At 62.4% G+C, this 25,963-nt stretch carries 23 protein-coding genes and 1 tRNA gene; 13 read left to right on the top strand and 11 right to left on the bottom strand.

Annotated features, from left to right (window positions below; all coding sequences use genetic code 11):
• Positions 1-2 precede the first annotated feature (2 nt).
• From JQ600_RS06330 to JQ600_RS06310, 5 genes are read left to right on the top strand one after another with little or no spacing between them, the layout of a single operon-like run.
• Positions 3-788 (top strand): SDR family NAD(P)-dependent oxidoreductase, encoded by a 786-nt coding sequence (locus tag JQ600_RS06330; RefSeq protein ID WP_212268813.1) that lies wholly within the window; start codon positions 3-5, stop codon positions 786-788.
• Positions 789-826: 38 nt separating this feature from the next.
• Complete coding sequence (locus JQ600_RS06325; RefSeq protein ID WP_212386025.1) at positions 827-2,077, top strand: acyl-CoA dehydrogenase family protein; 1,251 nt, start codon at positions 827-829, stop codon at positions 2,075-2,077.
• On the top strand, positions 2,074-3,114 hold the full coding sequence (locus JQ600_RS06320) for a phosphotransferase family protein (RefSeq protein WP_212386024.1): 1,041 nt from the start codon (positions 2,074-2,076) through the stop codon (positions 3,112-3,114). Before JQ600_RS06325 ends, JQ600_RS06320 begins: the two co-directional genes overlap by 4 nt.
• Entirely contained in the window at positions 3,111-3,797 is a 687-nt protein-coding gene (locus JQ600_RS06315) for a nitroreductase (RefSeq protein ID WP_212386023.1), read from the top strand. Before JQ600_RS06320 ends, JQ600_RS06315 begins: the two co-directional genes overlap by 4 nt.
• 18 nt (positions 3,798-3,815) lie before the next feature.
• The gene (locus JQ600_RS06310) at positions 3,816-4,967 is read left to right on the top strand and encodes a CaiB/BaiF CoA-transferase family protein (protein WP_212489749.1); all 1,152 of its coding nucleotides are present in this window, start codon (positions 3,816-3,818) and stop codon (positions 4,965-4,967) included.
• Between the two features lie 138 nt (positions 4,968-5,105).
• Here JQ600_RS06310 and JQ600_RS06305 read toward each other — a convergent pair whose 3' ends face one another.
• Positions 5,106-6,773, bottom strand: coding sequence for a hypothetical protein (locus tag JQ600_RS06305; RefSeq protein ID WP_212489748.1), 1,668 nt, complete (start codon positions 6,771-6,773; stop codon positions 5,106-5,108).
• A 354-nt stretch (positions 6,774-7,127) separates the two neighbouring features.
• Positions 7,128-7,201 (bottom strand) — tRNA-Gln (locus tag JQ600_RS06300).
• Between the two features lie 202 nt (positions 7,202-7,403).
• On the opposite strand from JQ600_RS06300, the gene JQ600_RS06295 reads away from it, so the two are divergent.
• Complete coding sequence (locus tag JQ600_RS06295) at positions 7,404-8,147, top strand: spermidine synthase (RefSeq protein WP_212386020.1); 744 nt, start codon at positions 7,404-7,406, stop codon at positions 8,145-8,147.
• Positions 8,148-8,169: 22 nt separating this feature from the next.
• Here the strand turns inward: JQ600_RS06295 and JQ600_RS06290 are convergent, their stop codons facing one another.
• From JQ600_RS06290 to JQ600_RS06280, 3 genes are all read right to left on the bottom strand, one after another.
• The gene (locus JQ600_RS06290) at positions 8,170-8,748 is read right to left on the bottom strand and encodes an invasion associated locus B family protein (protein ID WP_312010861.1); all 579 of its coding nucleotides are present in this window, start codon (positions 8,746-8,748) and stop codon (positions 8,170-8,172) included.
• Between the two features lie 125 nt (positions 8,749-8,873).
• Positions 8,874-12,020 carry a multidrug efflux RND transporter permease subunit gene (locus tag JQ600_RS06285; RefSeq protein WP_212386019.1) on the bottom strand — a complete coding sequence of 1,049 codons (3,147 nt, stop codon included), beginning with the start codon at positions 12,018-12,020 and terminating at the stop codon, positions 8,874-8,876.
• Positions 12,017-13,186 carry an efflux RND transporter periplasmic adaptor subunit gene (locus JQ600_RS06280; RefSeq protein WP_212386018.1) on the bottom strand — a complete coding sequence of 390 codons (1,170 nt, stop codon included), beginning with the start codon at positions 13,184-13,186 and terminating at the stop codon, positions 12,017-12,019. The genes JQ600_RS06285 and JQ600_RS06280 overlap by 4 nt, the downstream gene beginning before the upstream one ends.
• Positions 13,187-13,278: 92 nt before the next feature.
• Here JQ600_RS06280 and JQ600_RS06275 point away from each other — a divergent pair, with 92 nt between their 5' ends.
• The 7 genes from JQ600_RS06275 (at position 13,279) to JQ600_RS06245 (ending at position 19,628) form a co-directional block, all read left to right on the top strand.
• Entirely contained in the window at positions 13,279-13,593 is a 315-nt protein-coding gene (locus JQ600_RS06275; RefSeq protein ID WP_212489747.1) for a hypothetical protein, read from the top strand.
• The gene (locus tag JQ600_RS06270) at positions 13,593-13,832 is read left to right on the top strand and encodes a hypothetical protein (RefSeq protein WP_212386016.1); all 240 of its coding nucleotides are present in this window, start codon (positions 13,593-13,595) and stop codon (positions 13,830-13,832) included. Before JQ600_RS06275 ends, JQ600_RS06270 begins: the two co-directional genes overlap by 1 nt.
• A 260-nt stretch (positions 13,833-14,092) precedes the next feature.
• Positions 14,093-16,639, top strand: coding sequence for a TonB-dependent siderophore receptor (locus JQ600_RS06265; RefSeq protein WP_212386015.1), 2,547 nt, complete (start codon positions 14,093-14,095; stop codon positions 16,637-16,639).
• A gap of 24 nt (positions 16,640-16,663) precedes the next feature.
• Positions 16,664-17,353: a Fe2+-dependent dioxygenase gene (locus JQ600_RS06260; protein WP_212268803.1), complete on the top strand. Its 690-nt coding sequence runs from the start codon at positions 16,664-16,666 to the stop codon at positions 17,351-17,353.
• Positions 17,350-18,339 (top strand): tonB-system energizer ExbB, encoded by a 990-nt coding sequence (gene exbB / locus JQ600_RS06255; protein ID WP_212386014.1) that lies wholly within the window; start codon positions 17,350-17,352, stop codon positions 18,337-18,339. Before JQ600_RS06260 ends, exbB begins: the two co-directional genes overlap by 4 nt.
• 3 nt (positions 18,340-18,342) lie before the next feature.
• Entirely contained in the window at positions 18,343-18,819 is a 477-nt protein-coding gene (gene exbD, locus JQ600_RS06250; protein ID WP_212386013.1) for a TonB system transport protein ExbD, read from the top strand.
• A 14-nt stretch (positions 18,820-18,833) separates the two neighbouring features.
• On the top strand, positions 18,834-19,628 hold the full coding sequence (locus JQ600_RS06245) for an energy transducer TonB (protein ID WP_212386012.1): 795 nt from the start codon (positions 18,834-18,836) through the stop codon (positions 19,626-19,628).
• Positions 19,629-19,701: 73 nt separating this feature from the next.
• Here the strand turns inward: JQ600_RS06245 and JQ600_RS06240 are convergent, their stop codons facing one another.
• The 6 genes from JQ600_RS06240 to JQ600_RS06215 form a co-directional block, all read right to left on the bottom strand.
• The gene (locus tag JQ600_RS06240) at positions 19,702-20,907 is read right to left on the bottom strand and encodes a serine hydrolase (protein WP_212489746.1); all 1,206 of its coding nucleotides are present in this window, start codon (positions 20,905-20,907) and stop codon (positions 19,702-19,704) included.
• A gap of 352 nt (positions 20,908-21,259) precedes the next feature.
• Positions 21,260-21,439: a hypothetical protein gene (locus JQ600_RS06235; RefSeq protein ID WP_212268799.1), complete on the bottom strand. Its 180-nt coding sequence runs from the start codon at positions 21,437-21,439 to the stop codon at positions 21,260-21,262.
• Between the two features lie 287 nt (positions 21,440-21,726).
• Positions 21,727-22,590 (bottom strand): tetratricopeptide repeat protein, encoded by an 864-nt coding sequence (locus tag JQ600_RS06230; RefSeq protein ID WP_212386010.1) that lies wholly within the window; start codon positions 22,588-22,590, stop codon positions 21,727-21,729.
• Positions 22,591-23,731: 1,141 nt separating this feature from the next.
• Complete coding sequence (locus tag JQ600_RS06225; protein ID WP_212388798.1) at positions 23,732-24,952, bottom strand: ABC transporter substrate-binding protein; 1,221 nt, start codon at positions 24,950-24,952, stop codon at positions 23,732-23,734.
• A 344-nt stretch (positions 24,953-25,296) separates the two neighbouring features.
• Positions 25,297-25,500 carry a hypothetical protein gene (locus JQ600_RS06220; RefSeq protein WP_212270317.1) on the bottom strand — a complete coding sequence of 68 codons (204 nt, stop codon included), beginning with the start codon at positions 25,498-25,500 and terminating at the stop codon, positions 25,297-25,299.
• A gap of 25 nt (positions 25,501-25,525) precedes the next feature.
• On the bottom strand, positions 25,526-25,954 hold the full coding sequence (locus tag JQ600_RS06215; protein WP_312010971.1) for a hypothetical protein: 429 nt from the start codon (positions 25,952-25,954) through the stop codon (positions 25,526-25,528).
• Between the last annotated feature and the right edge of the window lie 9 nt (positions 25,955-25,963).

Genomic DNA, 25,963 nt, shown 5'->3' with positions numbered 1-25,963 from the left:
CGATGAGGCGACTGGAGGGCAGGCGCGCGGTCGTTACCGGCGGTGGCAGCGGCATCGGCCGCGCCAGCGCGATCCGTTTCGCGCGCGAAGGCGCTTCCGTGCTGGTGGTCGGCCGGGCCGGCAATACCGAGGAAACGGCAGCAGCGATCCGGGACGAAGGCGGCATCGCATCGGCGTTGATCACGGACGCGGCGGTCGAGGAAAACGTCGCCGAGATCGTCCGGCGCTGCGTGGCGGAATTCGGCGGTCTGGAAATCTTCTTCGCCAATATCGGCGTCACCGGAACCAACACGCCGCTGCTGGAGCAGACGGTCGAGGAATGGTCGGACGTCTACCGCATCAACACCATCAGTTGCTTTCTCGCCATCAAATATGCCGGCCGGCACATGACGGCGCAGGGCTACGGCTCGATCATCCTCACCTCGTCGGCCGCATCGCTGCGCGCCAATGCCGGCGCCATCTCCTACAGCGCGAGCAAGGCGGCGGTGAACAATCTGGCGCAGACGGCGGCCAACGCCTTTGCCGGCACCGGCGTGCGCGTCAATGCCGTGCTGCCGGGGCTGGTCGAAACGCAGCTGACCCGAAAAGTGTTCGAAGATGCGCGCGCGCGGGGCGTCGAAGCCAAGCTCGGCCATGTGACGCCGATGAAGCGACCCGGGCGTGCCGAGGAGATCGCGGCCGCCGCGGCCTTCCTGGCCAGCGATGATTCTTCCTACGTGGACGGACAACTGCTCTCCGTCGATGGCGGCGTCAGCAGTACCCACCCTTATGGGCGGATCGCGCTCTAGCAGCGGCCTAAAACAAAGAGAGCACCGGGAGAGGCGCCATGGACTTCGAACTGCCCAAGGAAATCACCGACAAGCTTGCTGAGCTGGACGCCTTTATCGAGGCCGAGATCAAACCGCTCGAGCGCGACAATATCAAGTTCTTCGATCATCGCCGCGAGAATGCCCGAACCGACTGGGATGATGACGGACGCCCGCGCACCGAATGGCGCGCGCTGATCAGCGAAATGGAGCGCCGTGCCGACAAGGCAGGGCACCTGCGCTATGGCCTGCCGAAATCATGCGGCGGCCAGGCCGCATCCAATCTTGCGATCGCAGCGATCCGCGAGCACCTCGCCGCCAAGGGACTCGGCCTGCACAACGATCTGCAGGATGAATCCTCGATCGTCGGCAATTTCCCGATCATTCCGGCGCTCGCCGACTACGGCACCGAGGAACAGAAAAGCTATATCGAGGGCATCATCACCGGAAAGAAACATCTTTCCTTCGCCCTGACCGAACCCGGACATGGCAGCGACGCGACCTGGCTGGAGACGACAGGCGTGCGTGACGGCGATCATTGGGTCATCAACGGCCGCAAGCGCTGGAACAGCCAGGTTGCCCGCGCCCATGCCAATCTGGTGTTTGCGCGCACCTCCGGCAAGCCGGGCGAAGCCAGGGGCATCACCGCCTTCATCGTTCCGACCGACACGCCCGGCCATCACGTGCTTTACAATCACTGGACCTTCAACATGCCCAGCGATCACGCGGAGACGGAACTGCTCAACGTGCGCGTGCCCGACAGCGCCATTCTGCACAAGGAGGGGGAGGGCCTTGTCGTCGCGCAGCGCTTTGTGCACGAGAACCGCGTGCGCCAGGCCGCGGCGAGCGCGGGCGCCGCGCGCTACTGTATCCTGAAGGCGGTCGAATACGCCAAGACACGCGTCGCCTTTGGCGAGCCGCTCGCCCGGAAGCAGGCGGTTCAGTTTCCGCTGGTCGAGCTGTGGTCCGAATACGAACTGGTGCGCAACTTCATCTTCCGCACCGCCTGGCAGATGGACCGCCAGAATCCGCTTGAGATCAGCGATATGGTCTCGATCTGTAACTTCCGCGCCAACCGGCTGTGCTGCGAGGCGGCTGATAGAGCGATGCAGGTGCATGGCGGCATGGGCTACAGCCGGGCGCTGCCGTTCGAGCACATCTACCGGCATCACCGCCGCTATCGCATTACCGAGGGCACCGAGGAAGTGCAGATCCGGCGCGTCGCGCAATACCTGTTCAACTTCAGCGGCAAGCGTGCGAGCAGCGGATGACCGGGGCGGACGCGTCCGGCCGCGGCATCGATTTTGACGTTGCGCGGCTCGATGAATATCTGAAGGGCTGGCTCGGCGGCACCGCTCCGACCCGGGTGGAACGCACGCACGGCGGCATGTCGAACCCGACATATTTTGTCAGCCGCGGCGGGTGGCGCGCGGTGCTGCGCAAGCAGCCGAAGAACGTGCTGCCGTCGGCACATGCGATCGACCGCGAATTTCGTGTCTTGACGGCGCTGCAAGGCAGTTCCGTACCGACACCAAAACCCTATCGATACTGCGAGGATCGCGAGATCGTCGGGACGCCGTTCTATCTCATGGAATGGCTTGACGGCCGCGTCTTCAACGAGTTCGGAACGCCCGGACTCGCCCGCGCCGAGCGCACCGAGCTGTTCCGCTCGATGTGCGCCGCGCTGGCCGCCATCCACAGGCTGGATTACCGGGCGCTGGGCCTGGGCGATTTCGGCCGGCCCGGAAACTATTTTGCCCGCCAGCTCAAGCGCTGGTCGGAGCAATGGTCGCAGTTCCGCCGCGGCGACGATGATAACCCCGCGCTCGACAGGATGGTGCGCTGGCTTGCCGAGCGCTTGCCCGAAAGCGAGACCGTCGCACTTTGTCATGGCGACTTCCGTATCGCCAACGTCATGTTTCATGCAACAGAGCCGCGCGTGGTCGGCGTGCTCGACTGGGAGCTCTCGACGCTCGGTCATCCCCTCGTCGATCTCGCCTTCAACAGCCAGGCCTGGCTGATGGCACCGGACGAAAACGGCGGATTGCTCGGCCTGCCGCTGGAGGAGCTGGGCATTCCATCCGAGCGCGATTATCTGGAACTCTATTACGAACTGTCCGGCGCGACCGAGCGCCTCACCCGATTTCACCAGGTGTTCGCGATGTTTCGCGGTGCGGTCGGCAGCGCCGGCGTCGCCGCGCGCGGGGATCTCGGCACCGGGGTGTTGCCGGACGCGGCGCGCGTCGGACGGCATCTGGCGCGGGCCTATGCCGCGCGAGGTGTCGCGTTGATCGAGGAAGAACGATGAGCATGCGCGAACGGCCCGCCATCACCATCGACGAGGCGATCCGGCGCCGCCGCTCGGTCCGTGGCTTTCTGCCCGACGAAGTTCCGGAGGCGACTTTGCGCGAGGTATTCGAGCTTGCGCAATGGTCGCCGTCCAATTGCAACGTGCAGCCCTGGACGCCGCATGTCGTTTCGGGTGAAGCGTTGAAACAACTTCGCGCGGCGCTGGTCGCGGCCGGGATGCGGGACGAGCCGATCAAGCCGGACTGGCCGGCTGACGGCAAATTCACTGGTATCTACCGCGAGCGGCAGGTGGACGCGGCGCAGAAATTATATGGCGCGATGGGGGTCGAGCGGAGCGACGTGGTTGGCCGCAAGATGGCCTATATCCGCAACCACGCCTTCTTCGATGCGCCGCACGCCGTACTGATCTTCATGCCGACGCCGTTCGATACGCGCGAAGCGGCCGATATCGGCATGTATGCGCAGACCCTGATGCTGGCGCTGACCGCGCGCGGCATCGCGTCCTGCGCGCAGGGCGCGCTTGGGCTGTTTCCTGAGATCATCCGCGAACAGCTCGGCATTCCCCGGAATTACAAACTGCTGTTCGGCGTTTCGTTTGGCTACGAGGATCACAGTATCAAGGCCAATGCCGCGCGCGTCGGCCGGGCTGATATTGGCGATGCCGTCCGATTCCATCGCTGAGACAGAGGAGACTTCATCGTGACGGGACCGTTGAACGGCTTTCGCGTCGTCGAGATGGGCGGGATCGGCCCGGCGCCATTCGCCGGAGCGCTGCTCGGCGATCTCGGCGCCGACGTGCTGCGGATCGACCGCATCGCCAGGCCGGGCGTCGAGCCGGATTTGCCGCCGCGCTTCGACTTCTACAATCGCAACAAGCGCTCCGTAGCGCTGGACCTCAAGCAGCCGCAGGCTGTGGCGACCGTGCTGGATCTCCTAGCCGGAGCGGACGCCCTGATCGAAGGGTTTCGTCCCTCGGTGATGGAGCGGCTCGGGCTCGGTCCCAACATCTGCCACGGGATCAATCCGCGGCTGGTCTACGCGCGCATGACGGGCTGGGGGCAGGAGGGGCCGATGGCGCAGGAGGCCGGCCACGACATCAACTACCTCGCGCTGACGGGCGCGTTGCATTGCCTGGGCGATGCCGATCGGCCGCCGCCGCCGCCGCTCAATCTGGTCGCCGATCTCGGCGGCGGCGCAATGTATCTGGTGGTGGGCCTGCTCGCGGCGTCGATGGAAGCGCGTCAATCGGGCCGCGGACAGACGATCGACGTCGCCATGATCGACGGCGTCACGCATTTGATGTCGGCGTTCCAGGCTTTTCGCCAGCAGGGCAGCTGGACCGGGCGGCGTGCCGATAACATCGTCGATGGCGGCGCGCCGTTTTACGGCAGCTATGCCACGCGCGACGACAAGTTTATCGCGGTGGGCGCCATCGAACCGCAATTCTACGCCAGTCTCCTGAAGGTGATGGGCATCGACGGCGAACGCCTGCCGGACCAGAATGATCGTGCGGCGTGGCCGGAGATGCGCAAGCGCTTTGCTGAGATTTTCGCAACGCGCACGCGCGATGAGTGGGTCGCGAAAGCTGCGGGGCGCGACGCCTGCCTTGCGCCCGTGCTGACGATCGACGAAGCGCCGCAGCATCCGCAGATGCAAAGCCGCGATGTCTACACGGCGTTCGACGGTCTCCGGCATCCCAGCCCTGCGCCCCGTTTTTCCCGCACGCCTTCCGACCTTCGCCGGCCGACGCCAGCCGCCGGACGTGACAGCCGGGAGGCTCTCGCAGATTGGGGGATTTCTGCGGCGCAAATCTCTGAATTGGAAGCCGCCGGCGCCATGGGGCAGGTTTGACGTGGTCGATCGGGCAGCCTGGTGAATGGTCCGACGCGCAGCACGCGTCGGCGGCTTTTCGGTTTAAGCGGCTCCAACTGGCGCTTGCGTAGCTTGCGATATGACGCGAGCGGCGCACGAAGCGGTCACCTCGTTGGTTCAATGCGAACGGCGATTCTGGACGAAGAACCCCGGCTTAAGCCGCTGCGCTTCTCGATCATCTTGAATCTGGGATATCAGGCCGCCAGTCGTACCCGCGCCCAGCGGCGCGGTCTGCGGCGCGAGAGCGCGAATTGATTGTTGCAATCGCAGAATTGAGCGGTCTCGCGCCTGGACCTCGGCAGTGGCGACAAGCTGCTCTACAGTTATCGGAGCCGAAGGCTTGCAAACGAGCTTCTCAAGCTGCTCTCTGCGAAACGGAATAAAGAATTCCGTTAGAGCCGGCGAGAGCGCTGCCTTCTCATCGATGTGAACAAAGTTGAGGCTAGCAGGCCAAAGGATTTCTTCCGCTCCAAGTTTGGCTATTGGTGCAGTTCCTGCAGGCGGCCCCGCCTTGAAGAAATTGTGACATCCGGCGCATGTAACGGCTGCCGCGCGAGCAACCAACTGTGTTGAATCCACACCAACCTTGGCCAGCCTGGCAGCTTCTGGATCGACAACTGTTTGCTTGAAGGCCGTGTTATCTATGGCTGGGCCCATGGGATTGTCGATTGGCGAAACTGAACTCTGGAACTCGTTGAACTTGTCGTCGAAACGAGCACCAAGCTTGCTAAAGAGGTAGCTTTTGAAAACTTTGAGATCGAATTCCGGAGCGGTTCTATCTAAGCGTTTATCATAGTTTTTGTGGTTTTTATCCGTTGCAACTTCATCGAACTCAATCAACTGCCCCAGGTAGCTGCCCTTGAACTCCCTCCAAAACTCGTCTTTGACAGTTGCCGCACGCGCCTGCGGAGCCGCCGTAGCGGGTACGCCGGCACCGTAGAGTTCGGCAAGCGGATTTGTCTTCACCGTTACCGGAACGAAACTGCTCGAGTTGCCATCGACGCTTGTGATGATCCACTCTCGCAAATTCCACTGGACCGGCCCGGTGGACGTGCCGACCTTGTTTACAAAAAGATTGCCCCGAACCTGTCCAAAACGATAATTGTCGGCATGTACCACGGGACCAATGTTGGCGGACAACCCCGTATAGTAAAAACGATCCAATTCGTCGGCTATGACCCCACCATCCGCGAGTTTTGACAAATTGGCCCAGAACTCTGCTACGGGTTGGCAGCCGATCTGGCCTCCTAGTGGATTTCGAAGACGGGCTTCAAAGATTATCGTCATCCGGCTGGCTGGCGGACTGTTGCCGTGATCGATTGCCTTGTTGAAAGTGTAGACGATACGATGCTCTCCGCAGTCCGACCAATCCTCGGGTACTAGATCCAGCCTATTGAAGAGGCCAACAGGAACCATGGCAAAAGGGTTGTCTGGCTTATCCGCATCCAACAAATCGGACGCTTTCAAAACGGACTCCATGGGCCGTTCTGATACCTGCATCCGAAGCTGACTGTTGCGATTTACGAAGTCATCGGCCACAAACGACGACAACATTGTCGAAACAAGTTTTTCGGCGGCCTCCTTAGTCACCGCAATACCTTGCGACTTCAACACTGCGTTGATCGTTTTTCGAAAACTAAACCGGTCGGCCAAAGCCGCCTTATCGTTGAAAACGATCGAATGCTGCTTTAACGGCTCAGGACAATATGGCTGGGCGTACGCCGATGAATGCGTAGCGATTAGAATGACTGCAGTACTCATCCGAAGTTTAGCGACGGAAATCATGACCGATTACCCCTCAAACTAAACGTGCAATAGCTCGAACTTCAACCTTATTATGCATACTCGCTTGGCGTGTGCAACCTGCCTCGTGCTACAGGCGGAGTCCGGGCGGCTTCAGGTTTCGACGCATTGGCGACCTAGAGGAAGGTGTTCGACCTGGCCTGCAAGGCAGAGAGGTTGTTTAGGGTGAACGTCGCGCGCGAAGAGAGGCGGCTTTTGGAATTTGTCCCCGCTGGTTCGACGTAGAAGGGCGAGGAGCTATCGGCGACGGTCCGTCAGCCTTCGATTTGCTTGCGGAAACAGCCCCCTCGCGGCGGCTAGGGGATAAACGGGTAAAATACGTCTGAGCATCCAAATTGGCTGGGGAACTAGGATTCGAACCTAGACAAACAGAGTCAGAGTCTGTTGTGCTACCGTTACACCATTCCCCAAGAATTGCCTAGCGACATCAAAGGCTTAGTGAGCCGGTCGGCAATTGCTCGCGTCCGGATCCTGAGAATCCGGCGAACTGGCGCCCTTCTACTCGCTACCTTGCGCCCTTGGCAAGCGCGCGGGGAGGGCGTTGTTGCAATGGGGGCCCGCCAAATCGGGTCATTTACGGCGCGGTCGCGCCGCAGTCAGGGGCCTTGGCCGATGAGCCTTTCATTCGAAGAACTGGACTTCCGCCCGACGCCGATGGGCGTGCTCAGCCTGCGGCGCCGGCGGCGGCCGATGTCCGACGTCGATGTCTACGAAATCAAGCTCGGCGACGAGTTTCTGATGTCGAGCCAGTTCACGTTGGCCGAGATCGAACTGGCTCGGCTTGGCCTCGCGGCGCTCGATCGCGCGGATCTGGACGTGGTGGTCGGTGGCCTCGGGCTCGGCTACACCGCACGCGCGGTGCTCGAAAACGCCGGCGTGCGATCGTTGATCGTGGTCGATGCGCTTTCGGAGGTGATCGAATGGCACGAGCAGGGATTGCTGCCGCTCGGCAAGGAACTCACCGGCGATCCGCGCTGCCGCCTTGCCCATGGCGATTTCTTTGCGATGTCGGCCTCCGCCGAAGGGTTCGACGCGCGTTCACAGGGGCGCCGTTTCGATGCGGTGCTGGTCGATATCGATCACTCGCCGCGCAAGCTGCTGCATCCGCGGCACGCCGCGCTGTACGAGCCGGAAGGGCTGGCGCGGCTTGCCGGCCATCTTCAGCCGGGCGGCGTGTTCGCGCTGTGGTCGAACGATCCACCGGACGATGCGTTCGAACGCGTGCTGGCCGGCGCCTTTGCGACCTCGACAACCCATGTCGTGACCTTCGACAATTGGCGCGGGGATCACGATGCCAGCAACACCGTCTATGTGGCCGTGAAAGCGGAGTTGCCGCTGTCTGGGGCCGTCGCCTGAGCAGAGCAGCCGACGCGCGCCGTTACTTGATCTTGTCGTAGGCCGAGGCGAAGTCGGCGAGCGGCATCGGAATGGTGATGCTTTCCTTGGCCATGTTCTGGAACGACACTTTCAGCTGCTTGCCGGATTTCATCGCCGCCAGCATATCCGCCGGGATCGGGCTGTTGGCGTAGCAGCCGCGCTGCTCGCAGGTCTGGATCTGCAAATCCGAAACCTTGCCGTCGTCGACCTGGAGCTTGGCGCCCGCCGGCAGGTTCAATCCGAGCGGCAGCTGGATGATGGCCATCGGCTGACGGGTGTCGCCGGCGACCCGGATGTTGAGCAGCACGATCACCTGTCCGGTCTTGGTGAGGACCGCTGTCTGTTCGACCGCGCATTCGAGCGGCGCGTCGCGGCTTGGGCTGGAGCAGCGCGCGACCCAGCCGGGAGGGGCGGGGGTGTTGGCCGGCGCAGCATCGGCCTGCGGGGCCGGCGTCGGCGACGGCGTGGCCTGGGCTGCACGCGGCCCCGCCTTGGCCTTGGGTGCCTGCGGCGCCTGGGCGAAGCCGGGCGAGGCAAACGTAACGGCGACGACGAATGCGAGCGTTGCTGAAATTTTCACTGTGGATCCGGCTCCGAAATATGTCGCTCTCGGATGTGCCGTCGGACGCTCAAAGTCAAGTAACTCGCCAGGCCAGATCGCCTGCAGGGTTAAATCACTGGCAATCCATCACGCGCAAAGCCAGTTCACTCGGCGGCTTGCTTGACCGCGCCCTGTTGTTCCGGATCGGCTTCGCGATCGGGATGCGCCGGTCGCCCCCAGCGCGCAAACGCGTTCGAGAGCCGGTCGAGATAGAGATAGATCACCGGCGTCGTGAACAGCGTCAGCGCCTGGCTGACGATGAGGCCGCCGACCATGGCATAGCCGAGCGGCTGGCGGATTTCCGATCCGGTACCGGTGCCGAGCATCAGCGGCACGCCGCCGAGCAGGGCGGCCATCGTCGTCATCATGATCGGGCGGAAACGCAGCAGCGCCGCCTTTCGGATCGCGGCCTCGGGCTCCAGCTGCTCGTCGCGCTCGGCCGAGATCGCGAAATCGACCATCATGATGCCGTTCTTTTTCACGATGCCGATCAACAGCACGATGCCGATCAGCGCGATCAGGCTGAAATCGAATCCGAACAGCATCAGGATCGCCAGTGCACCGACGCCGGCCGAGGGCAGCGTGGACAGGATCGTGATCGGGTGGATGTAGCTTTCATAGAGAATGCCGAGGATCAAATAGACGACCACGAGGGCCGCGAGGATCAGCAGCGGCACGGTGCCGAGCGATTGCTGGAAGGCCTGCGCGGTGCCCTGGAAACTCGAGTTGAGCGTCGTCGGCGCGCCGATCTCGACCATCGCCTTCTGGACGGCGCTGGTCGCCTGGCCCAGCGCCACGCCCTGGCCGAGATTGAAGCTGATCGTGATCGCCGGGAACTGGCCCTGGTGGCTGATCGACAGCGGCCGCACCGGCACGCTGGTCCATTTCGCGAAGGTCGATAGCGGCACCTGGTCGCCGGTGGTCGGGGATTTCACATAGATCTTGTTCAGGGTGTCGATGCTGCCCTGCAGTTCCGGCAGCACCTCGAGGATCACGTGATAGCTGTTGAGCTGCGTGAAGTATTGCGTCACCTGGCGCTGGCCGAAGGCGTCGTACAGCGTGTCGTCGATCAATTGCGGCTGGATGCCGTAGCGCGAGGCGGTGTCGCGATTGATCTTCAATTCCACCGTGGTGCCATTGGTCTGCTGGTCGGTCGCGACGTCGCGCAGTTCGGGCAGCGTCTGCATCTTGGCCAGGATCTTCGGCGCCCATTCGTTCAGTTCGGCCAGATTGGCGTCCTGCAGCGTGAATTCGAACTGGGTTCGCGTCGGCCGGCCGCCCAGCCGCACGTCCTGCGCCGCCTGCATATAGAGCCGGGCGCCCTCGACCTTTTCCAGCTTGGGGCGCAGCCGCGCGATGATCTCCTGCGCTGACGCCTTGCGCTCGTTGCGCGGCTTCAGCGTGATGAACATGTTGCCGTTATTGCCGGCCCTGCCGCTGCCGCCAATGTTCATGGCGATGGTCGCGACATCGGGATCGGCCATCACGATCTTGCCGAGCTCCTCCTGGTGGCGCTTCATGTCGGCGAACGAAATATCCTGGCTGGCCTCGGACGTAGCGGTGATCAGACCGACGTCCTGTTGCGGGAAGAAGCCTTTCGGGATGATCACGAACAGGTAGACCGACAATCCGAGCGTCGCGAAGAAGATCATCAGCGTCGTGAATTTCCAGCGCAGCGCCAAATCGAGGCCGCGCTCATAGGCGCGAAGCATGGCGTCGAACGCGCTTTCGCTCCATTGGTAGAAGCGCCCATGCCTGGTCTCATGATGCGACCTGAGGAAGCGTGAGGCCATCATCGGCGTCAGTGTCAGCGACACGATCATCGATACGAAGATCGTCATCGCCAGCGTGACCGCGAACTCGCGGAACAGCCGGCCGATGATGCCGCCCATCAACAGCAGCGGGATCAGCACCGCGACCAGCGAGATCGAGATCGAAACGATGGTGAAGCCGATTTCGCTGGCGCCCTTGAAGGCGGCGGCCATCGGCTTTTCGCCTTCCTCGATGTAGCGGGTGATGTTCTCCAGCATCACGATGGCGTCGTCGACGACGAAGCCGACCGCGATGGTGAGCGCCATCAGCGACAGATTGTCGAGCGAATAGCCGAATACCCACATCAGCGCGCAGGCGCCGAGCAGGGCAAGCGGCACCGTGATGGTCGGGATCACCGTTGCCCAGAAGCTGCGCAGGAAGATGAAGATCACCATCACCACCAGCGCGATGGTCAGAAGCAGCGTGAATTGCACGTCCTCGACCGCGGCGCGGATGGTCTGGGTGCGGTCGCTGATGACCTCGATCTTGATCGCAGGCGGGATTGCCGCGACCAGCCGCGGCAGCGTCGCCTTGATCTTGTCGACGGTCTCGATGACGTTGGCGCCGGGCTGCTTGAACACGACGAGGAACACGCCGCGTTTGCCGTTGGCCCAGGCCGCCTGCTTGGCGTCTTCCGGGCCGGTGACGGCCTGGCCGATATCGCGAACCCGCAGCGGTCCGCCATTGCGATAGGCGATGATGACGTCGTTCCAGTCCCTGGAATCGAGCAGCTGGTCGTTGGCGTAGATGGTGTAGGCGCGGGTGGCGCCGTCGATATTGCCCTTCGGGCTGTCGACGGTGGTGATCGTGATCTGGCTGCGCACGTCCTCCATCGACAGGCCCTTGGCGACGAGCTTGGCGGGATCGATCTGGATGCGGATCGCGGGCTTTTGTTGCCCGCCGATGATGACCTGCGCAACGCCGGAAATCTGGCTGATCTGCTGCGCAAGCTGGGCGTCGACGCTGTCGCTGACGGTGGTCAGCGGCAACGTATCCGACGTCGCCGACAGCAGCAGGATCGGCGAGTCCGCCGGGTTGACCTTGCGATAGGTCGGCGGCGAGGGGAGGTTCTTCGGCAATTGACCGCCGGCGGCGTTGATCGCGGCCTGCACGTCGTTGGCGGCGCCATCGATCGAACGGTTGAGATCGAACTGGATGGTGACCGCCGACGTGCCGAGATAGCTGGTCGAGGTCATCTGCGCGATGCCGGGAATTTGCGCGAGCTGGCGCTCCAGCGGCTGCGCCACCGACGAGGCCATGGTCTCCGGACTGCCGCCCGGCAGGCTGGCGGAGACCTGGATGGTCGGAAAATCGACCTGCGGCAGGGGGGCCACCGGCAACAGCGGATAGGCGACGAGACCGATGAACAGAATGCCGGCCATCATCAGCGAGGTGCCGATGGGGTAGCGAATGAAGGGCGCGGAGATTCCGCCGCTCATTTTCGGCCGACCTTGGCCGGCACCGGATCCGAACTTGCGACCGCGGTCGAAACCAGCGTGCCCGGCTGAACCTTGTATTGGCCAGCCGTGATCACCTGCTCGCCGGGCGACAATCCCTCATCGATCACGGAGCGCCCGTCGATCGACCGCGTCACCTTGATCTTGCGCAGGGCGGCCTTGTTGTCCTGGTCGACCGTGAACGCGTAGAGGCCGTCGGACCCATGCTGAACCGCATCGTCGGGCACCACGGTGGCGTCCTTCAGCGTCGCAATCAAAAGCCGGGTCGAAACCGACTGGCCCGGCCACAGCGCATGGTCCTTGTTGTCGAACAGCGCCTTGAGCCGGATCGTGCCGCTCGTGGTGTCGACCTGGTTGTTGATCAGCGCCAGCGTTCCCGTCGACAGCACCCGCTTGCCGTCGGTTGACAGCGCGATCGTCTCCGGCGGCGCCACCGCAAGTGCAGCCCTGATATCGGGCAGTTGATCTTCGGGGGCCGTGAAGATCACGGCGATCGGTTCGATCTGCGCGATGGTCACAATGCCGGTCTGGGTTGCGGCATTGACGATATTGCCGACATCGACCTGGCGCAGGCCCGCAACCCCGGAGATCGGCGCCTTGATGGTGGCGTAGTCGAGCTGGGTTTGCGCATTGAAAATCGCCGCCGCGTCGGCCTCGATCTGCGCCGTCAGCTGCGCGACGGTGGAGCGCTGGGTATCGGTTTGCTGCCGGGTTGCGAATTCGCCGAGCTTGGTAAAGCGCTGCAAATCGAGACTGGCGTTGGCGAGATTGGCTTCGTCCTGGGCTTTCTTGGCCTTGGCCTGATCGAGCGTCGCCTGGAACGGCCGCGGATCGATCTCGACCAGCGTATCGCCCTGCTTGACGAACTGACCTTCCTGGAAGGCGATCCGGTTGATCTGGCCATCGACGCGGGTGCGGACCAGGACAGTATTAAAGCCTTGCACCGTGCCGAGGCCGGTCAGATAGACCGGGAAATCGGCCTTCTCGACGGCTGCAGTCTTGACGGCGACGCGGGCCGGTACGCGCTGCTGGGAACTGGCAGCCTGCGCGGCGTGGTTTTCGCCATGGAAGCGCTGCCAGCCGAAATAGCCGAGCCCGGCCATTGCACCGATCAGCAATAACAGACGGATCGCGCGCGATTTGGACATGCAGGCTTCTTGGGTTCGGGAGGGTATTCAAACGAGTCCCCAGCGAAGACCGGTGTAATATGCGCGCCGTTTGGCTGTAAACACACTAAGACTTGAAGAATCCTAAACAATTGGAAAGGTTTGAAGCCTCGCAGCTTGATCGAGAATGTTGCTTCGCAATGCCTGCCGATTGCGCAACTCGCCGGGCGTTCGCGCGCCGCATCGCGGTGGATGAATGCATCAACAAACGTCGTGGCGAGACGAGTTCTGTTGAAGCCGGACAACATCGCCTCAACGCCTCGCGCGACGCGATCGACGGCTCGTCGAGCTCCCGCACCTCTTTTGGTTGCGTCATTTCGAAATGGTTGAAACACGATTGGATGTCGTCCATAGCGCGCGAGCAACGTTGCGACATCGGGAGCAAGTGATGGATGAGTTGAACGGACGTATGATGGCCTGCGAGATCCTGGTCACGGGATTGATCGCGCGCGTCGCCAACAGCTCGCCCGATCCGTTGCGGTTTCTCACCGACTTCCGCGACGAGATCAAAGCGGTGGTCAAGGGCGTCAACATCGCCGGGATGGAAAACACCGAGCGGGTACGACAGGTCGCGCAGGCGAAGGTCGATGAGTTGTTTTCGCTGATGAAGCCGCCGACTTCGGATTGATCAAAACAGAAATGAGAGGAGGCCTGATTTCCAAGCCACCATTTTTTCAAGCCGCTATCTGCATCATTTTAGAACGCTTCAAATCTCAGTTTAGAACGGTTTCAAACTACAGATTAGAATTACTTTTAACTCGATCGATTCAAGCACTCTGTTGCCGTAATCGCATTGACCGGAAATTCCCCACTGGATAGCACCACAATGGGACGGATCGTCGCGCGTCAAAATTGCGCACGAACCAAAGTTTTTCAGGGGCGCGTTTCATGAACAAAGCTAAAGCACCGAAATCGCTGCGTTTCGGGGCGGCGATCAACTCGGCCAATCAAACCATCGAAAACAATTCCGGCAAGACGGTCACGGCGGTCGCGGGTCTGATCGCCGTTGCTTCGTTCTCCGGCGCCGAAGCCCAGCAATCCAGCCTCCCGCCGGTGACGGTCGATGCCCCGGTCGCTCGCCCGCGTCCTGCTGCTGCGAAACCTTCGGCGGACCAACTCCGTGCCCGTTCGGCGCTGCGGCGTGCGGCGCGCCGCGCGCAGCCCACGGCGGCTGCGGCGGTACCGTTCCCCAATGCCGGTGGCTTGCGCGCGGACCGCAATCCCTATGCAAATCCGGATGCGCCCTACATGGCCACCCGGGTGCAGGCGTCAGGCAAGTTTCCCGAGCCGATCCTCAATACGCCAAAGACGATCACAGTGCTGACAAAGGAAGTGCTGGAAGACAAGAACGCCACCACGCTCAAGCAGGCGATCCTGAGCACCGCGGGCGTGACGCTGGGCACGGGCGAGGGCGGCAACGCCTTCGGCGACCGCTTCTTCATCCGCGGCTTCGACGCTCGCAACGACATATTCATCGACGGCGTGCGCGACTCCGGCGTCAGCGTCCGCGAGAATTTCTTCACCGAGCAGGTCGAGATTCTCCGCGGACCCGGTTCGTCCTTTGCCGGCCGTGGTACGACCGGCGGCGCGATCAACATCGTGACCAAGCAGGCGACCACTGAGAAAAGCTTCTACAACATGGACACCACGTTCGGCACCGACCACGCCAAGCGGGTGACGCTCGACCTCAACCAGGTGATCAGCCCGACGCTGGCGCTTCGTGCTGGCGGGCTGTTCCAAGACGCGGACGTCGCCGGCCGCAGCTACGTCACCGATAACCGCAATGGCGGCTTTGTCGCGGCAACCTGGAAGCCGGTCGATGCGGTGAAGGTCACCGGCAACTATATCCATACCGAGCTGACCGGTATCCCCGATTTCGGCGTGCCTTACTACCGGCCGAGCACGGCCACCACGGCCGGCGGCCCGTTCACGGATTTCGGCGTCAATCGCAACAACTGGTACGGAGCGATCAACCGCGACTTCTACAGGACCGGCCAGGACATCGGCACGATCAACGCCGAGGTTCAGATCACGCCCGACCTGATGATCAGTAACAAGTTCCGCGCGTCTAGCTCGACCCAGAATTACATCGGAACGCTGCCGGAATCGCCAGTACTAGCCAACCCGCTCTCGGCTTCGACGCTGACGTCCAACCCGCAGAGCCGTTTTCAGATCACCGACGTGCTCGCCAACCAGACGGAAGCGATCTACAAATTCCAGGATGCGGTCGGGTTCAAACATACTGTGCTGGCGGGTATTGAAGTCGCTCGTGAAAGAACGTCGATCGACAAGTATTTGGGGCTTACCTCGGAGGCAAACGGAATTCCTGTAAGCCCGTCTGGCTCGCCAACGAACACCAGCGTCTTCTATCCTCAAAACACGAATTTGCCTCACGGAATCCCGTCGCTTTCGGGATTCCCGACAAAGGTCGCGATCGACACCACGAGCGGATATGTCATGGATTCCGCCAATTACCGCGACCTCGTGATCGTCAACGGTGGTTTCCGCTACGATGACTACAGCATCAAGACGTCAGGATACGGGGCAAATAGTGCCTTCGGCCAGCAGTCGGCGGATTTCCAGATTCCCAACTTCAACCTCGGTGTCACGCTGAAGCCGTTGCCGAACGGCAGCGTCTATGTGGCTTACGCGACCTCGGCGAACCCCGTCGGCGCCGAGTTCGACGGCACCAGCACGGCCTATGGCGGCATCAATCCGGTCCTGCCCGGTGGCAATACCCAGATCTTCGGACCGGAAAAGAACAAGGCCTTCGAAATCGGAACCAAATGGGAGCTGTTCGATCGCCGCCTGCTGGTGACCGCGGCGCTGTTCCAGACCGAGAAGGAAAACGCCCGCGAAGCGCAGAATGTGAGCAGCGCCAGCACCGCGACCGCGCTTGGGTGTGTCTATCCGACCGGTACGACGGGCAACATTTCCTGTATCACGGCCGGTGCCGCTTACCGCATCCGCGGCATCGATCTCGGGGTGGGCGGCAAGATCACCGACAAGTGGAGCGTGTTCGGCGGGCTCGTGCTGATGCAGTCGGAGGTCACGAAGTCGCTGGCGCCGTCACCCAACACGGTGCTGTTCCCCACCAACGTCGGACTGAAGCTTGCCAACGTCGCGCACCAGTCCTTCAGCCTGCTGACCAAATACCAGCTCACGGACGTCTGGGAGCTCGGCGGACAGGCGGTGTACCGCTCGGAGATCTACGGCGGCACCTTGCTGGCCGCCAACCAGGGCACGTCGATCCCGAGCTACTGGCGTTTCGACACCTTTGCCGAAGCGAAGATCAACCAGAACTGGAAGGTCAAACTGTTCGTCAACAACATCTTCGACAAGCGCTACTACGACGCGCTGTATCAGAGCGCAGCACCGTTCGTGCTGGAAGCGCCTGGCCGCGCGGCCTATCTGGTGCTTTCGGCGCGGTTCTAGACAAATTCTAAGGATGCAGGTGGCATGCTGATCTGCATCCCCGCGGTGCTTGATAAGGCTGATGTGGCGGACTTCCGCCGCATCATGGATGAGAGTGCGTGGGAGGATGGTCGTTCCACCGCTGGCGCGCAGTCCGCGTTGGTCAAGCGCAACGAGCAATTGCCGCCGGACAGCGAGGTCGCCCGCAAGCTCGGCCATCGCGTGCTGTCGGCGCTGACGGCGAGCCCGAGATTCATCTCGGCGGCGATCCCGCTGCAGATCTTTCCGCCGCTGTTCAACCGCTACGCCGCCTCCGACGGACATCATTTCGGTGTCCATGTCGACAACGCGGTGCGGGGCGACACCCTGACCGGCTTGCGGATCCGGACCGACCTGTCGGTTACGTTGTTTTTGTCGGAACCCGACGAGTACGACGGCGGCGAACTGGTGGTCGAGGACCGCTATGGCTCCCAGGAAATCAAGCTCCCGGCCGGGGACATGGTTCTTTATCCTGCTTCTAGTTTGCATCTGGTGACGCCGGTCACACGAGGTATGCGCGTCGCATCTTTTTTCTGGCTGCAGAGCATGGTACGGGATGCTCACGCCCGCAGCCTGATCTTCGATCTCGATACCGCGATCCAGGCATTGGTAGAGCGACTTGGGCGGGATGACCCTGAAACGGTCAAATTGACCGGTATCTATCACAACCTAATCCGCTACTGGGCCGAAGTATGAATTCCATAATTGTTCGCACCACCGTTGCCGTGATCGCCGCCCTGGCGATGCTTTCGTCGACCGTGTCTTCGTCGGCCCAGCAGAAGATGGCGCCTGCAGCGCCGCCCGCGCCTGTGGTTCAGCAAGCTCCGGCGGCGGGGCAGCAGCCCGCCGCGCCGGCCGCACAACCTCCGGCCGTTCAGGCTCCCGCGCCGTCGGCGGCCGCAGCGCCAAACGCCGCATCCCCGGCGGCAGAAGCCACCGCGGCGCCGGCCGAGCGTGACAAGCTGCTGAAGGCCGCCGCTGCGGAACTCCGCGAATTGTCGCCGTGGTCGATGTTCAAGTCGGCGGACGTGCTGGTCAAGGCCGTCATGATCGGTCTCGCCTTTGCTTCGCTGCTGACCTGGACCATCTTCATCGCCAAGATGATCGAGATGACCGTCATTCAGCGCAAGCTGCGCAATGCGCTCAAAAAGATCAGCGACTCCCGCTCGCTTGCGGAAGCGCAATTCGCGCTGGGCGCGAAGGGTAGCGTGCTGTCGTCATTGCTCGCGGCCGCGATGCGCGAAGCGCGCCTGTCGGCGGGTATCTCGAGCGACGCCGGCATCAAGGAGCGCGCGGCGTCGAGCTTTGCCGAGATCGTGCGCGCCGAGGCGCGGCGGATCCGGCTCGGCATGGGCCTGCTCGCCACCATCGGCGCAACATCGCCCTTCGTCGGACTGTTCGGCACGGTCTGGGGCATCATGAACAGCTTCATCGGCATCTCGAAATCGCAGACGACGAATCTGGCCGTGGTGGCGCCCGGAATCGCCGAAGCGCTGCTGGCGACCGCGATCGGTCTTGTCGCCGCGATCCCCGCCGTCATCATCTACAATCACTTTTCGCGCGTGACCAAGGGCTACCTGGAACTGGTCGGCCGTGCGTCGGGCGCCGCGGGACGGCTGCTGTCGCGCGATCTCGATCGTACCCATGTCGGCGGTTCGCATTCCCGCGCGGCGGCGGAGTAGGCGATGGGCGCTTCGATCGCAGACAACGACGACGACGACAGCGATTTTGCGGAATCGCACGAAATCAATGTCACGCCGTTCATCGACGTCATGCTCGTCCTCCTGATCATCTTCATGGTGGCGGCGCCGCTGTCGACCGTCGATCTTCCAATCGACCTGCCGACATCGACGGCGACCCCGCAGAAGAAACCGGACAAGCCGACTTACGTGAGCATCAAGCCGGATCTGGCGGTCGCGATCGGCGAGAACCTGGTCAAGCGGGTCGACCTGGTGCGCTCGCTCGACGCGATGCCGGATATGAGCAAGGATAAATATGTGTTCCTGCGCGCCGACCGCGCGGTGCCCTATGGCGAGTTGATGGACGTGCTGGAGATCCTGCGCGCCGGCGGTTATTCCAAGCTCAAGCTGGTGACACTCGAAGGCGTTCCGGATGCGGCGGCCTTGCCGGCAGCGCCGGCGCCGGCCGAAGCGAAACCTTGAACGGCTGATTGCCGATGACTGACCTCGACGAACAAACGACGTCCCGGCGGCTCTGGGTTTTCGCAGGCGTCTGCGCGCTCGCGCTCCACATCGGCGGCGCGGCGCTGGCGATCTCGCATCTGCAGACCGAAGAGGCCGACGATGCGCTCGGCGCGACCGCGATCGAGATCGGGCTCGAAATGGCCTCGGTCCATCGCGAGGTGACCGATCTGCCGCCAGGCCCCGATACGGATGCGTCGACGGCGTCACCTCAGCTCGCCGAGCAGAAGGCCGAGGTCAAGGAAACCGAGCTGCCGCAGGACAAGCCAACCGAACCCGAAGAAGCGGACCGGGTGGTGACGGAGACCGAGTCGAAAAAACCCAAGGAAGACGATCCGAAGATCGCGGCGGTGCAGACCGCGGCCTCGACGGAGTCAGTCGCGTCAGAAGCAACCGCCACCCCCAGTTCCGAGGCGATCCCGGAGGGGCCGCGCTCGATCGCACCGGCCATCGGCAGCGGCGAGACCGCGCGCCGCGTGCGTGCGACCTGGCAGAAGGAACTGAGCGCCCATCTCGACAAGCACAAGAAATATCCAAAGGATCGCACACAACAGGCCGCCGAAATCGCTGTTCGTTTCACGCTGGACCGGATGGGACGCGTGCTTTCGGTCAGCATCGAAAAAGGATCCGGCGACGCGGCGTTCGACGAGGCCGCACTCTCAATGGTGCGGCGCTCCGACCCCGTGCCCGCGCCGCCGCCATTGATCGCGGACGAGGGGTTGAGCTTTACCGTGCCGGTGATCTTCCGCGTCAAATCGAAGAAGGGCTGAGCGGGGTAGGGCGCAGCGGAGTGATGTTTCCACCAGTTGGCCAGGATAGCCAGGGAAGTCGCCGCTCCGGGGCCTACGACGCTGGCTCCGTTTGGAGCGCGCGCACCGCAGCTCTGATCATCGCGACGATTTCGAGCCCGGCGGCGCCGTCCTCAGGCTGACGCCACGCGCTCTGGATTGCGACGACCACCTGCTCGGCCGGATTGACGACGATGATCTGGCCATAGTCGCCATTCGCCGAAAAGACACCGTTGTTGACGCCGCCCGGCAAGGGCGGCATCGCCCACCAGTGGTAGCCGTATCCCAACGGCGAACCGGGCATGAGCCGACCGAAGCCGGTGGGGGCGCTGTCGGGCTGTCCGGCGAGATCGCGCCAGCCGGGCGGAAGGACCCGCCGGCCAATGAAGGCCTCGCCGTCCTCCAGCACCAGCTGGCCGAAGCGGCCGAAGTCGCGCAGGCGCGCGCTGACGCCAAACCCGCCGAGCTCCATGCCGCCTTCGGAGTCAAGTTGCCAATACCCGTCGGCCTCCATGCCGGCGGGTCCCCAGATCGTCTCGGTGCAGTAGTCGGCCAGGGGCCGGGATGTTGCGGCCGCGACCAACGCGCCAATCAGGTAACTCTCGCCGGTCGAATAGTTGAAGACTGTGCCCTGCGGCTCTGCGCGCGGCAGTTTGCACAGGAGGTCGAGGACGGAGTCTGACCGCCGGCTCACCATGGCCTTGACCAGGCGAGTGCAGTCTGACCGTCCGTCTGCATCGTCGTGCTCGCGCCAGGCCACGCCGGAGCACATCCGCAGGAGGTTACGAATCGTGACGCCCTCGTAAGCCGAGCCGCGCAGCCGCGGCAGGTATTGCTCGCAGCGATCGTCAAGGCTGCCGATCGCGCCATCGTGGAGTGCCGCCCCGGCGAGCGTCGCGGTGATCGACTTCGCGGTCGACATGCTGATCCACCGGCTCTCCGGGCCGTTGCCCATGCCGTAGCGCTCCAGCGCAATCTCGCCGTGCTTCAGGATCAGCAGCCCGGCCGTGCGGCGGCGGGCCAAGTGGTCGCTGAGGCTGAGGCGTACCCCGCCCACATCAAAGGTCAGGTCCGCGAGCGAACGGGCGTGCGGTGGGAGCGGCCGTACCGCGTCGCCGCGCCGGATGACGCGCACCGGCCAGACCTGGTCCTGGTTGCGGAAGGTCGGCGCCTGGTTTTCGGGTGTCGTGTTCCAGTGGTTCGGAGCCGCCCGCTCCGGAGCGGCGTCATCAGCGGCATTCGTCGGTGCAGGATTGGCCATGACTACGCCCTCGTTCGTTGAGACGACGCCAAATCGCCCGGGAATGGCGCGTTTGCAAAGCAAATCAAGTTGGTTTGACCTGGCCTGGCCCCGCTGGCATGCTGACGGCCGACGATACGGAGACATAGCCCCGTCAGGGGATGTGCGAATGTCCGCCCAGGGGCAAACTGAGAAGTCCAGACCGGCGCGCGGGAAGTCGGGTATGCCTGCGGGACCGGACATCGTCGTGCCGTTCACCACGTCGCAAAAGTGCCATTAGCCGCTGTGAGCAATCGCAGCACAGCGGCCTCCCGAGCCGCCGCCGCTTCCACGCGGGTACCACCCGTCCTTGTGGAGGGGGTTCTCCTTTGATTTAGATCTGACCCGCTTGCTGGAGTACCTGGGCGAATGTCTTCATCGCCTGCAGCTGCTCTCGGTTTTCCTGTTCTTTGACCTTCACCTTGTTGCCGCCAGACGCCGCATCGAGCTCCTCGGAGGACAACTCGTGCAGTTCCAGAGCTTCGCTCTTAGCGTTGATTGCATTTCCAGTCATCGCATTTCCCCTTTGAATTAGCCGCCGCGATCATCCGCGCCGATGCGGCCATATCTGGCATCACCGCTCTCGTCGGTATGTGACGGCCATCACAAAATGTCTGATTTAACCGGGGCGCTCGCCTATAAGCTTGGGCGTGGCAGCGAAATCTTCCCGCTTATGTCGGCTTGGGTTCAGTCGCGTCACTTTGACTGCGTGCTGCGAACTTCCGCTCGTCAACAATCAGCGGGCATCACCGATCGTGTATGTCAGGTCCGACAAGTGCCACTTCCAGACGTCAAACCATGTCAGCGCCGCCCCGTCATCTTGCTCAATTCTTTCGATACGCGCTTCACAGCCTTCAGGCCGTCTGGATCGGCCGGAGCGAGTTGAGAGTGCATCTTGAAGTCAGCCAATGCCGCTTGCAGACTGCGTTTCTTCTCCCACGCAATGCCGCGGTTGTAATAGGCTTTGGCAATTTTCGGATCGAGCCGGATCGCCTCGTTGTAATCCGCAATGGCCCGGTCGAGGTCGCCCCTGTTGCCCCAGGCGCTGCCGCGGTTGACGTAGGCGCGCGCATATTTCGGATCGAGTTGGATCGCCTGGTTATAGTCCGCGACCGCCCGGTCGTATTTGCCCCCGGCGCCCCAGGCGCGGCCGCGGCCGTAGTGCGCTTCAGCATCTTTCGGATCGATCTCGATCGCCCGGTTGAAGTCCGCGATGGCCCGGTCGAGGTCACCCTTGGCCCCCAAGGCGCTGCCGCGGTTGGCGTAGGCGACCCCATATTTCGGATCGAACTGGATCGCCTGGTTATAGTCCGCGATGGCCCGGTCGAAGTCGCCTTTGTGGAACCAAATGTTGCCGCGGTTGCTGTACGCAGCCGGATACGTCGGATCGATCCGCATCGACTCGTTGTAGTCAGCCACTGCGCGGTTGACGTCACCCTGTGCCTGGTACGCCCCGCCGCGACGCGTATGCAGCCGCGCAAGGCTTCGACCCGTGTATTGTTGCGAGTCGATGGCGCGCGAGCACCCTGTGACCGCGAGGTCATCTGACAGCTTTATGCAGAAATCCAACTCGTCTGCGGCTGCGGCGGCCACTCTCGGCAACCCGGCGAGAACCACCACGGCCATGCAAGCTAACAACCGGTATGTTGAGAAGCGCATCTGCATCGCACGTGGTCTCCGCACGTTGGTCGCAGCAGCCGGAACAACCGACCGCCATTCTCCGGACGTTCATTTGTCCTTTAGTCGGGTCGCAGAACAAATGGTTCATCAGCGATGATTGGACGCTCGGTTTCCGGTTTGGGTCGTTCGCGTCGCTTCCGGCATGCCGGTCGACGTCCGCTCAGCGGGAATCACCGGACACGCGCCGCACCATTCGCAGACTGTCGTTGATCCTCTCTAGTGTGTATTCTGAGGTCAGAGCGAGGTTGCTGCGTCGCTTCGCGAGCAAGCGCTATTTTGCGGCCCGGGTGCGACAAATCAACCCGACGGGCAAATCAGTTCTGATAGTCGGAAATCATGTCAAGCCCTGAAGTAAAAAAGATTTCTGTTTACCAGAATCCAAATCAGAGGCATATGTTTGGCCATCCCGTCCTGGTCAGAAGGGCGTCGGCCGTCGTCACGGACGTTGGACGGGTTGCGGTGGACGCTGGTTTGCGCCTCGACGACGGCGTGGATAAGCGTACGGCAAAACCGTGTGGTCCTGGCGCCCGTGGCAGGCGTCAAGCTGTCGGAGAAGCGCAAGCGGGAACGGCAGCGACGGAGTCAACCAAGAACTCGTCTCCGGGGAGAGCACGGCATAAGCCGTAAAGCCATTGCGCAGGGAAGGCCGGGTGTTCTCCGCTGGACCTGTATGCTCGTGTGCACCTTGTTTTGTGCAAACCGCACGCGAGACCGCGGGTGCAGCGCGCACCCGGTCTTCCCTGCGCCCTCTGTCTTCGAGGGCAAGGAATTTCTGGCAAAGCTCGGGCGCAATGCGTCGCGAGATCGCGAAGTCGCGTTTGGATGATGGTGCAATGACAAACACCGCTGTCGTCCCGGCCTTGAGCCGGGACCCATAACCACAGGAGGAAGTTTTGCGGATGGTCTCTGCTACCGAGCCTTCACCGAGAGATCACGCGGTATGGGTCCCCCGATGCGCAATTGCGCATCTGCGTTCGCCGGGACGACGAATAGGGTTAGCTGTTTGAAAATAGAATCAGAATATCTTGCGATGGACGCCGTCGCGAGGGAAGGGATCGAACCGATCGCCCAACAAAAATGCCGGCGATCGCTCGCCGGCATTTTGCACTTTGGACGATCCGCCGGATCAGGTCTTCTTCAGCATCGGGCAGACGCTCTTGTCGAGTGGAATGAAGGCTTCCTCGGCCGGGATGGTGGCGACGAGGTTGTAATAGTCCCACGGATATTTCGAATCCGCCGGCTTCTTCACCTCGAACAGATAGGCCGGATGGATCTTGCGTCCATCGGCACGGACCGTGCCCTTGCCAAACAGGTCGTCGTCGGTCGGCATTTCCTTCATCTTGGCGACCACCGCGCGGCCGTCATGCGGGTTGCCGCCGAGCGCTTCCAGTGCCTTGAAGTAATGGATCAGCGAGGAATAGACGCCGGCCTGCACCATGGTGGGCGGGCCCTTCTTGTGCTTTTCATTGAAGCGCTTGGTGAACGCGCGGGTCTTGTCGTTGGCGTCCCAATAGAACGTCTCGGTGAAGTTCAGGCCCTGCGCGACCTTCAGCCCGAGCGCATGAACGTCGGTGATGAACATCAGCATGCCCGCGAGCTTCTGCCCGCCGGAGACGATGCCGAACTCCGCCGCCTGCTTGATCGAGTTGGTGGTGTCGCCGCCGGCATTGGCAAGGCCGATGATCTTCGCCTTCGAGCTCTGCGCCTGCAGCAGGAAAGAGGAGAAGTCGGCATTGTTGAGCGGATGCTTGACGCCGCCGAGCACCTTGCCGCCATTGGCGGTGACGACCGCCGCCGTATCGCGTTCGAGCGCGTGACCGAAGGCGTAGTCCGCCGTCAGGAAGAACCAGCTGTCGCCGCCCGACTTGACCAGCGCCTTGCCGGTGCCGTTGGCCAGCATCCAGGTGTCGTAGACCCAGTGAATCGTGTTCGGCGAGCATTGCGCGCCGGTCAGGTCCGACGACGCCGAACCGGAGTTCAAATTGACGACGTTCTTGTCCTTGGCAAGGTTTGAGATCGCAAGGCCAACGCCGGAGCTGGCGAGATCGACGAACACGTCGACCTTCTCGACGTCGATCCACTGCTTGCCGATGTTGACGCCGACATCAGGCTTGTTCTGGTGATCCGCCGAGATCAGTTCGATCTTCCAGCCTTTCGCCAGCAAACCGGAATCATCGATCGCCATCTGCGCGGCGACGCTGGAGCCGGGGCCGCCGATGTCGGCATAGAGGCCGGATTGATCTCCGAGGCTTCCGACCTTGACGACCTTGTCGAGCGTTTGCGCAAACGCTCCCCCTGCAAATACCAGGCTCGTGGTCATCACCAAAGCTGCAATGGATCGCTTCATTTCCCCTCCAAGGAATCGTTCAAGGATATTTTTGCAAGGATATTTTGAATGTTTGCAAAACTCGCCGAGCCATTATGCCCCGCATCGTGTTCGCCGCCTAGCTGTTGCGATGGATCGTTCGTGAAGGGAATATTCCATGCCGCGGTGAATTCGGCGCACGCGCCGGCGCTGCATGCCACTGAAACGCGAAAATGTCGCGAAGACGTATCGCGTCGATCAGCGCCAGATTCAAAATCATCCCGCCCAGGAATAGAAAGCCGTAGCTCGGAGGCATCGTACGGCAGCGAAGGTCACCGTCATCCAGCAATCACGCGTTACGCCTGCAACCGTATGCGGCGCCACGGTCAGCTCTCTTTCCCCCATGCCGCATTCTGCCCGATTGGCGTCAGGTACGGAGCGTCTCCGCGCATTGCGACGAGGCCAAGCTCGATCAGCTTCGCCAAATGATCCTTGTTGAACGATCGCCTTCCGGCAATGTCCCGCAACGTCCATCTGAGATCGACCGCGTCGATCCCGAACTGTGCAAGCGGATCTGCGTCGTTGCTCATTTCGCTTTCTTGCGCGAGGGTCGGGCTATCGCCAGTAATAGCGGATGCCGACATAGACGACGACAAGGCACGCAAAGATCAGCGCCACCGGAAGACGCGGTTTTGCCTGTGGTCCTGATGCGGCGACCTTTGGCTTGGCAGGCGGCCTGCGAAAGGCGGTGACGTTGCCGGTGTCGGCGGCGGGATCGCTGGATCGCGCTGGGATTTCCGGTGCGGTTCCGGCGCCGCCCATCTCCGCATAATAGCTCTTGTACATGAGCTGGATGGTAGCCTCGGAAGCATCCGCATCCGTCATCTTCTCAAGCAGCTGCTTGTAGCTGACGAGAAAACCTTGCGCCTCGGCGGGCAGGGCGGAAGCGCCATTAAGCTTGGCGAGCATTCTCCAGGTAGCAAAATCCGCCCTCGCGCGGGTGTCGGCGCGTCGTGCGATCAACATATCGGCGGCTTTGATCACCATGGCTCC

Source organism: Bradyrhizobium sp. AUGA SZCCT0176, from assembly GCF_018130145.1.
Taxonomy (GTDB): Bacteria; Pseudomonadota; Alphaproteobacteria; order Rhizobiales; family Xanthobacteraceae; genus Bradyrhizobium.
This window is presented reverse-complemented; position numbering and strand designations above follow the sequence as displayed.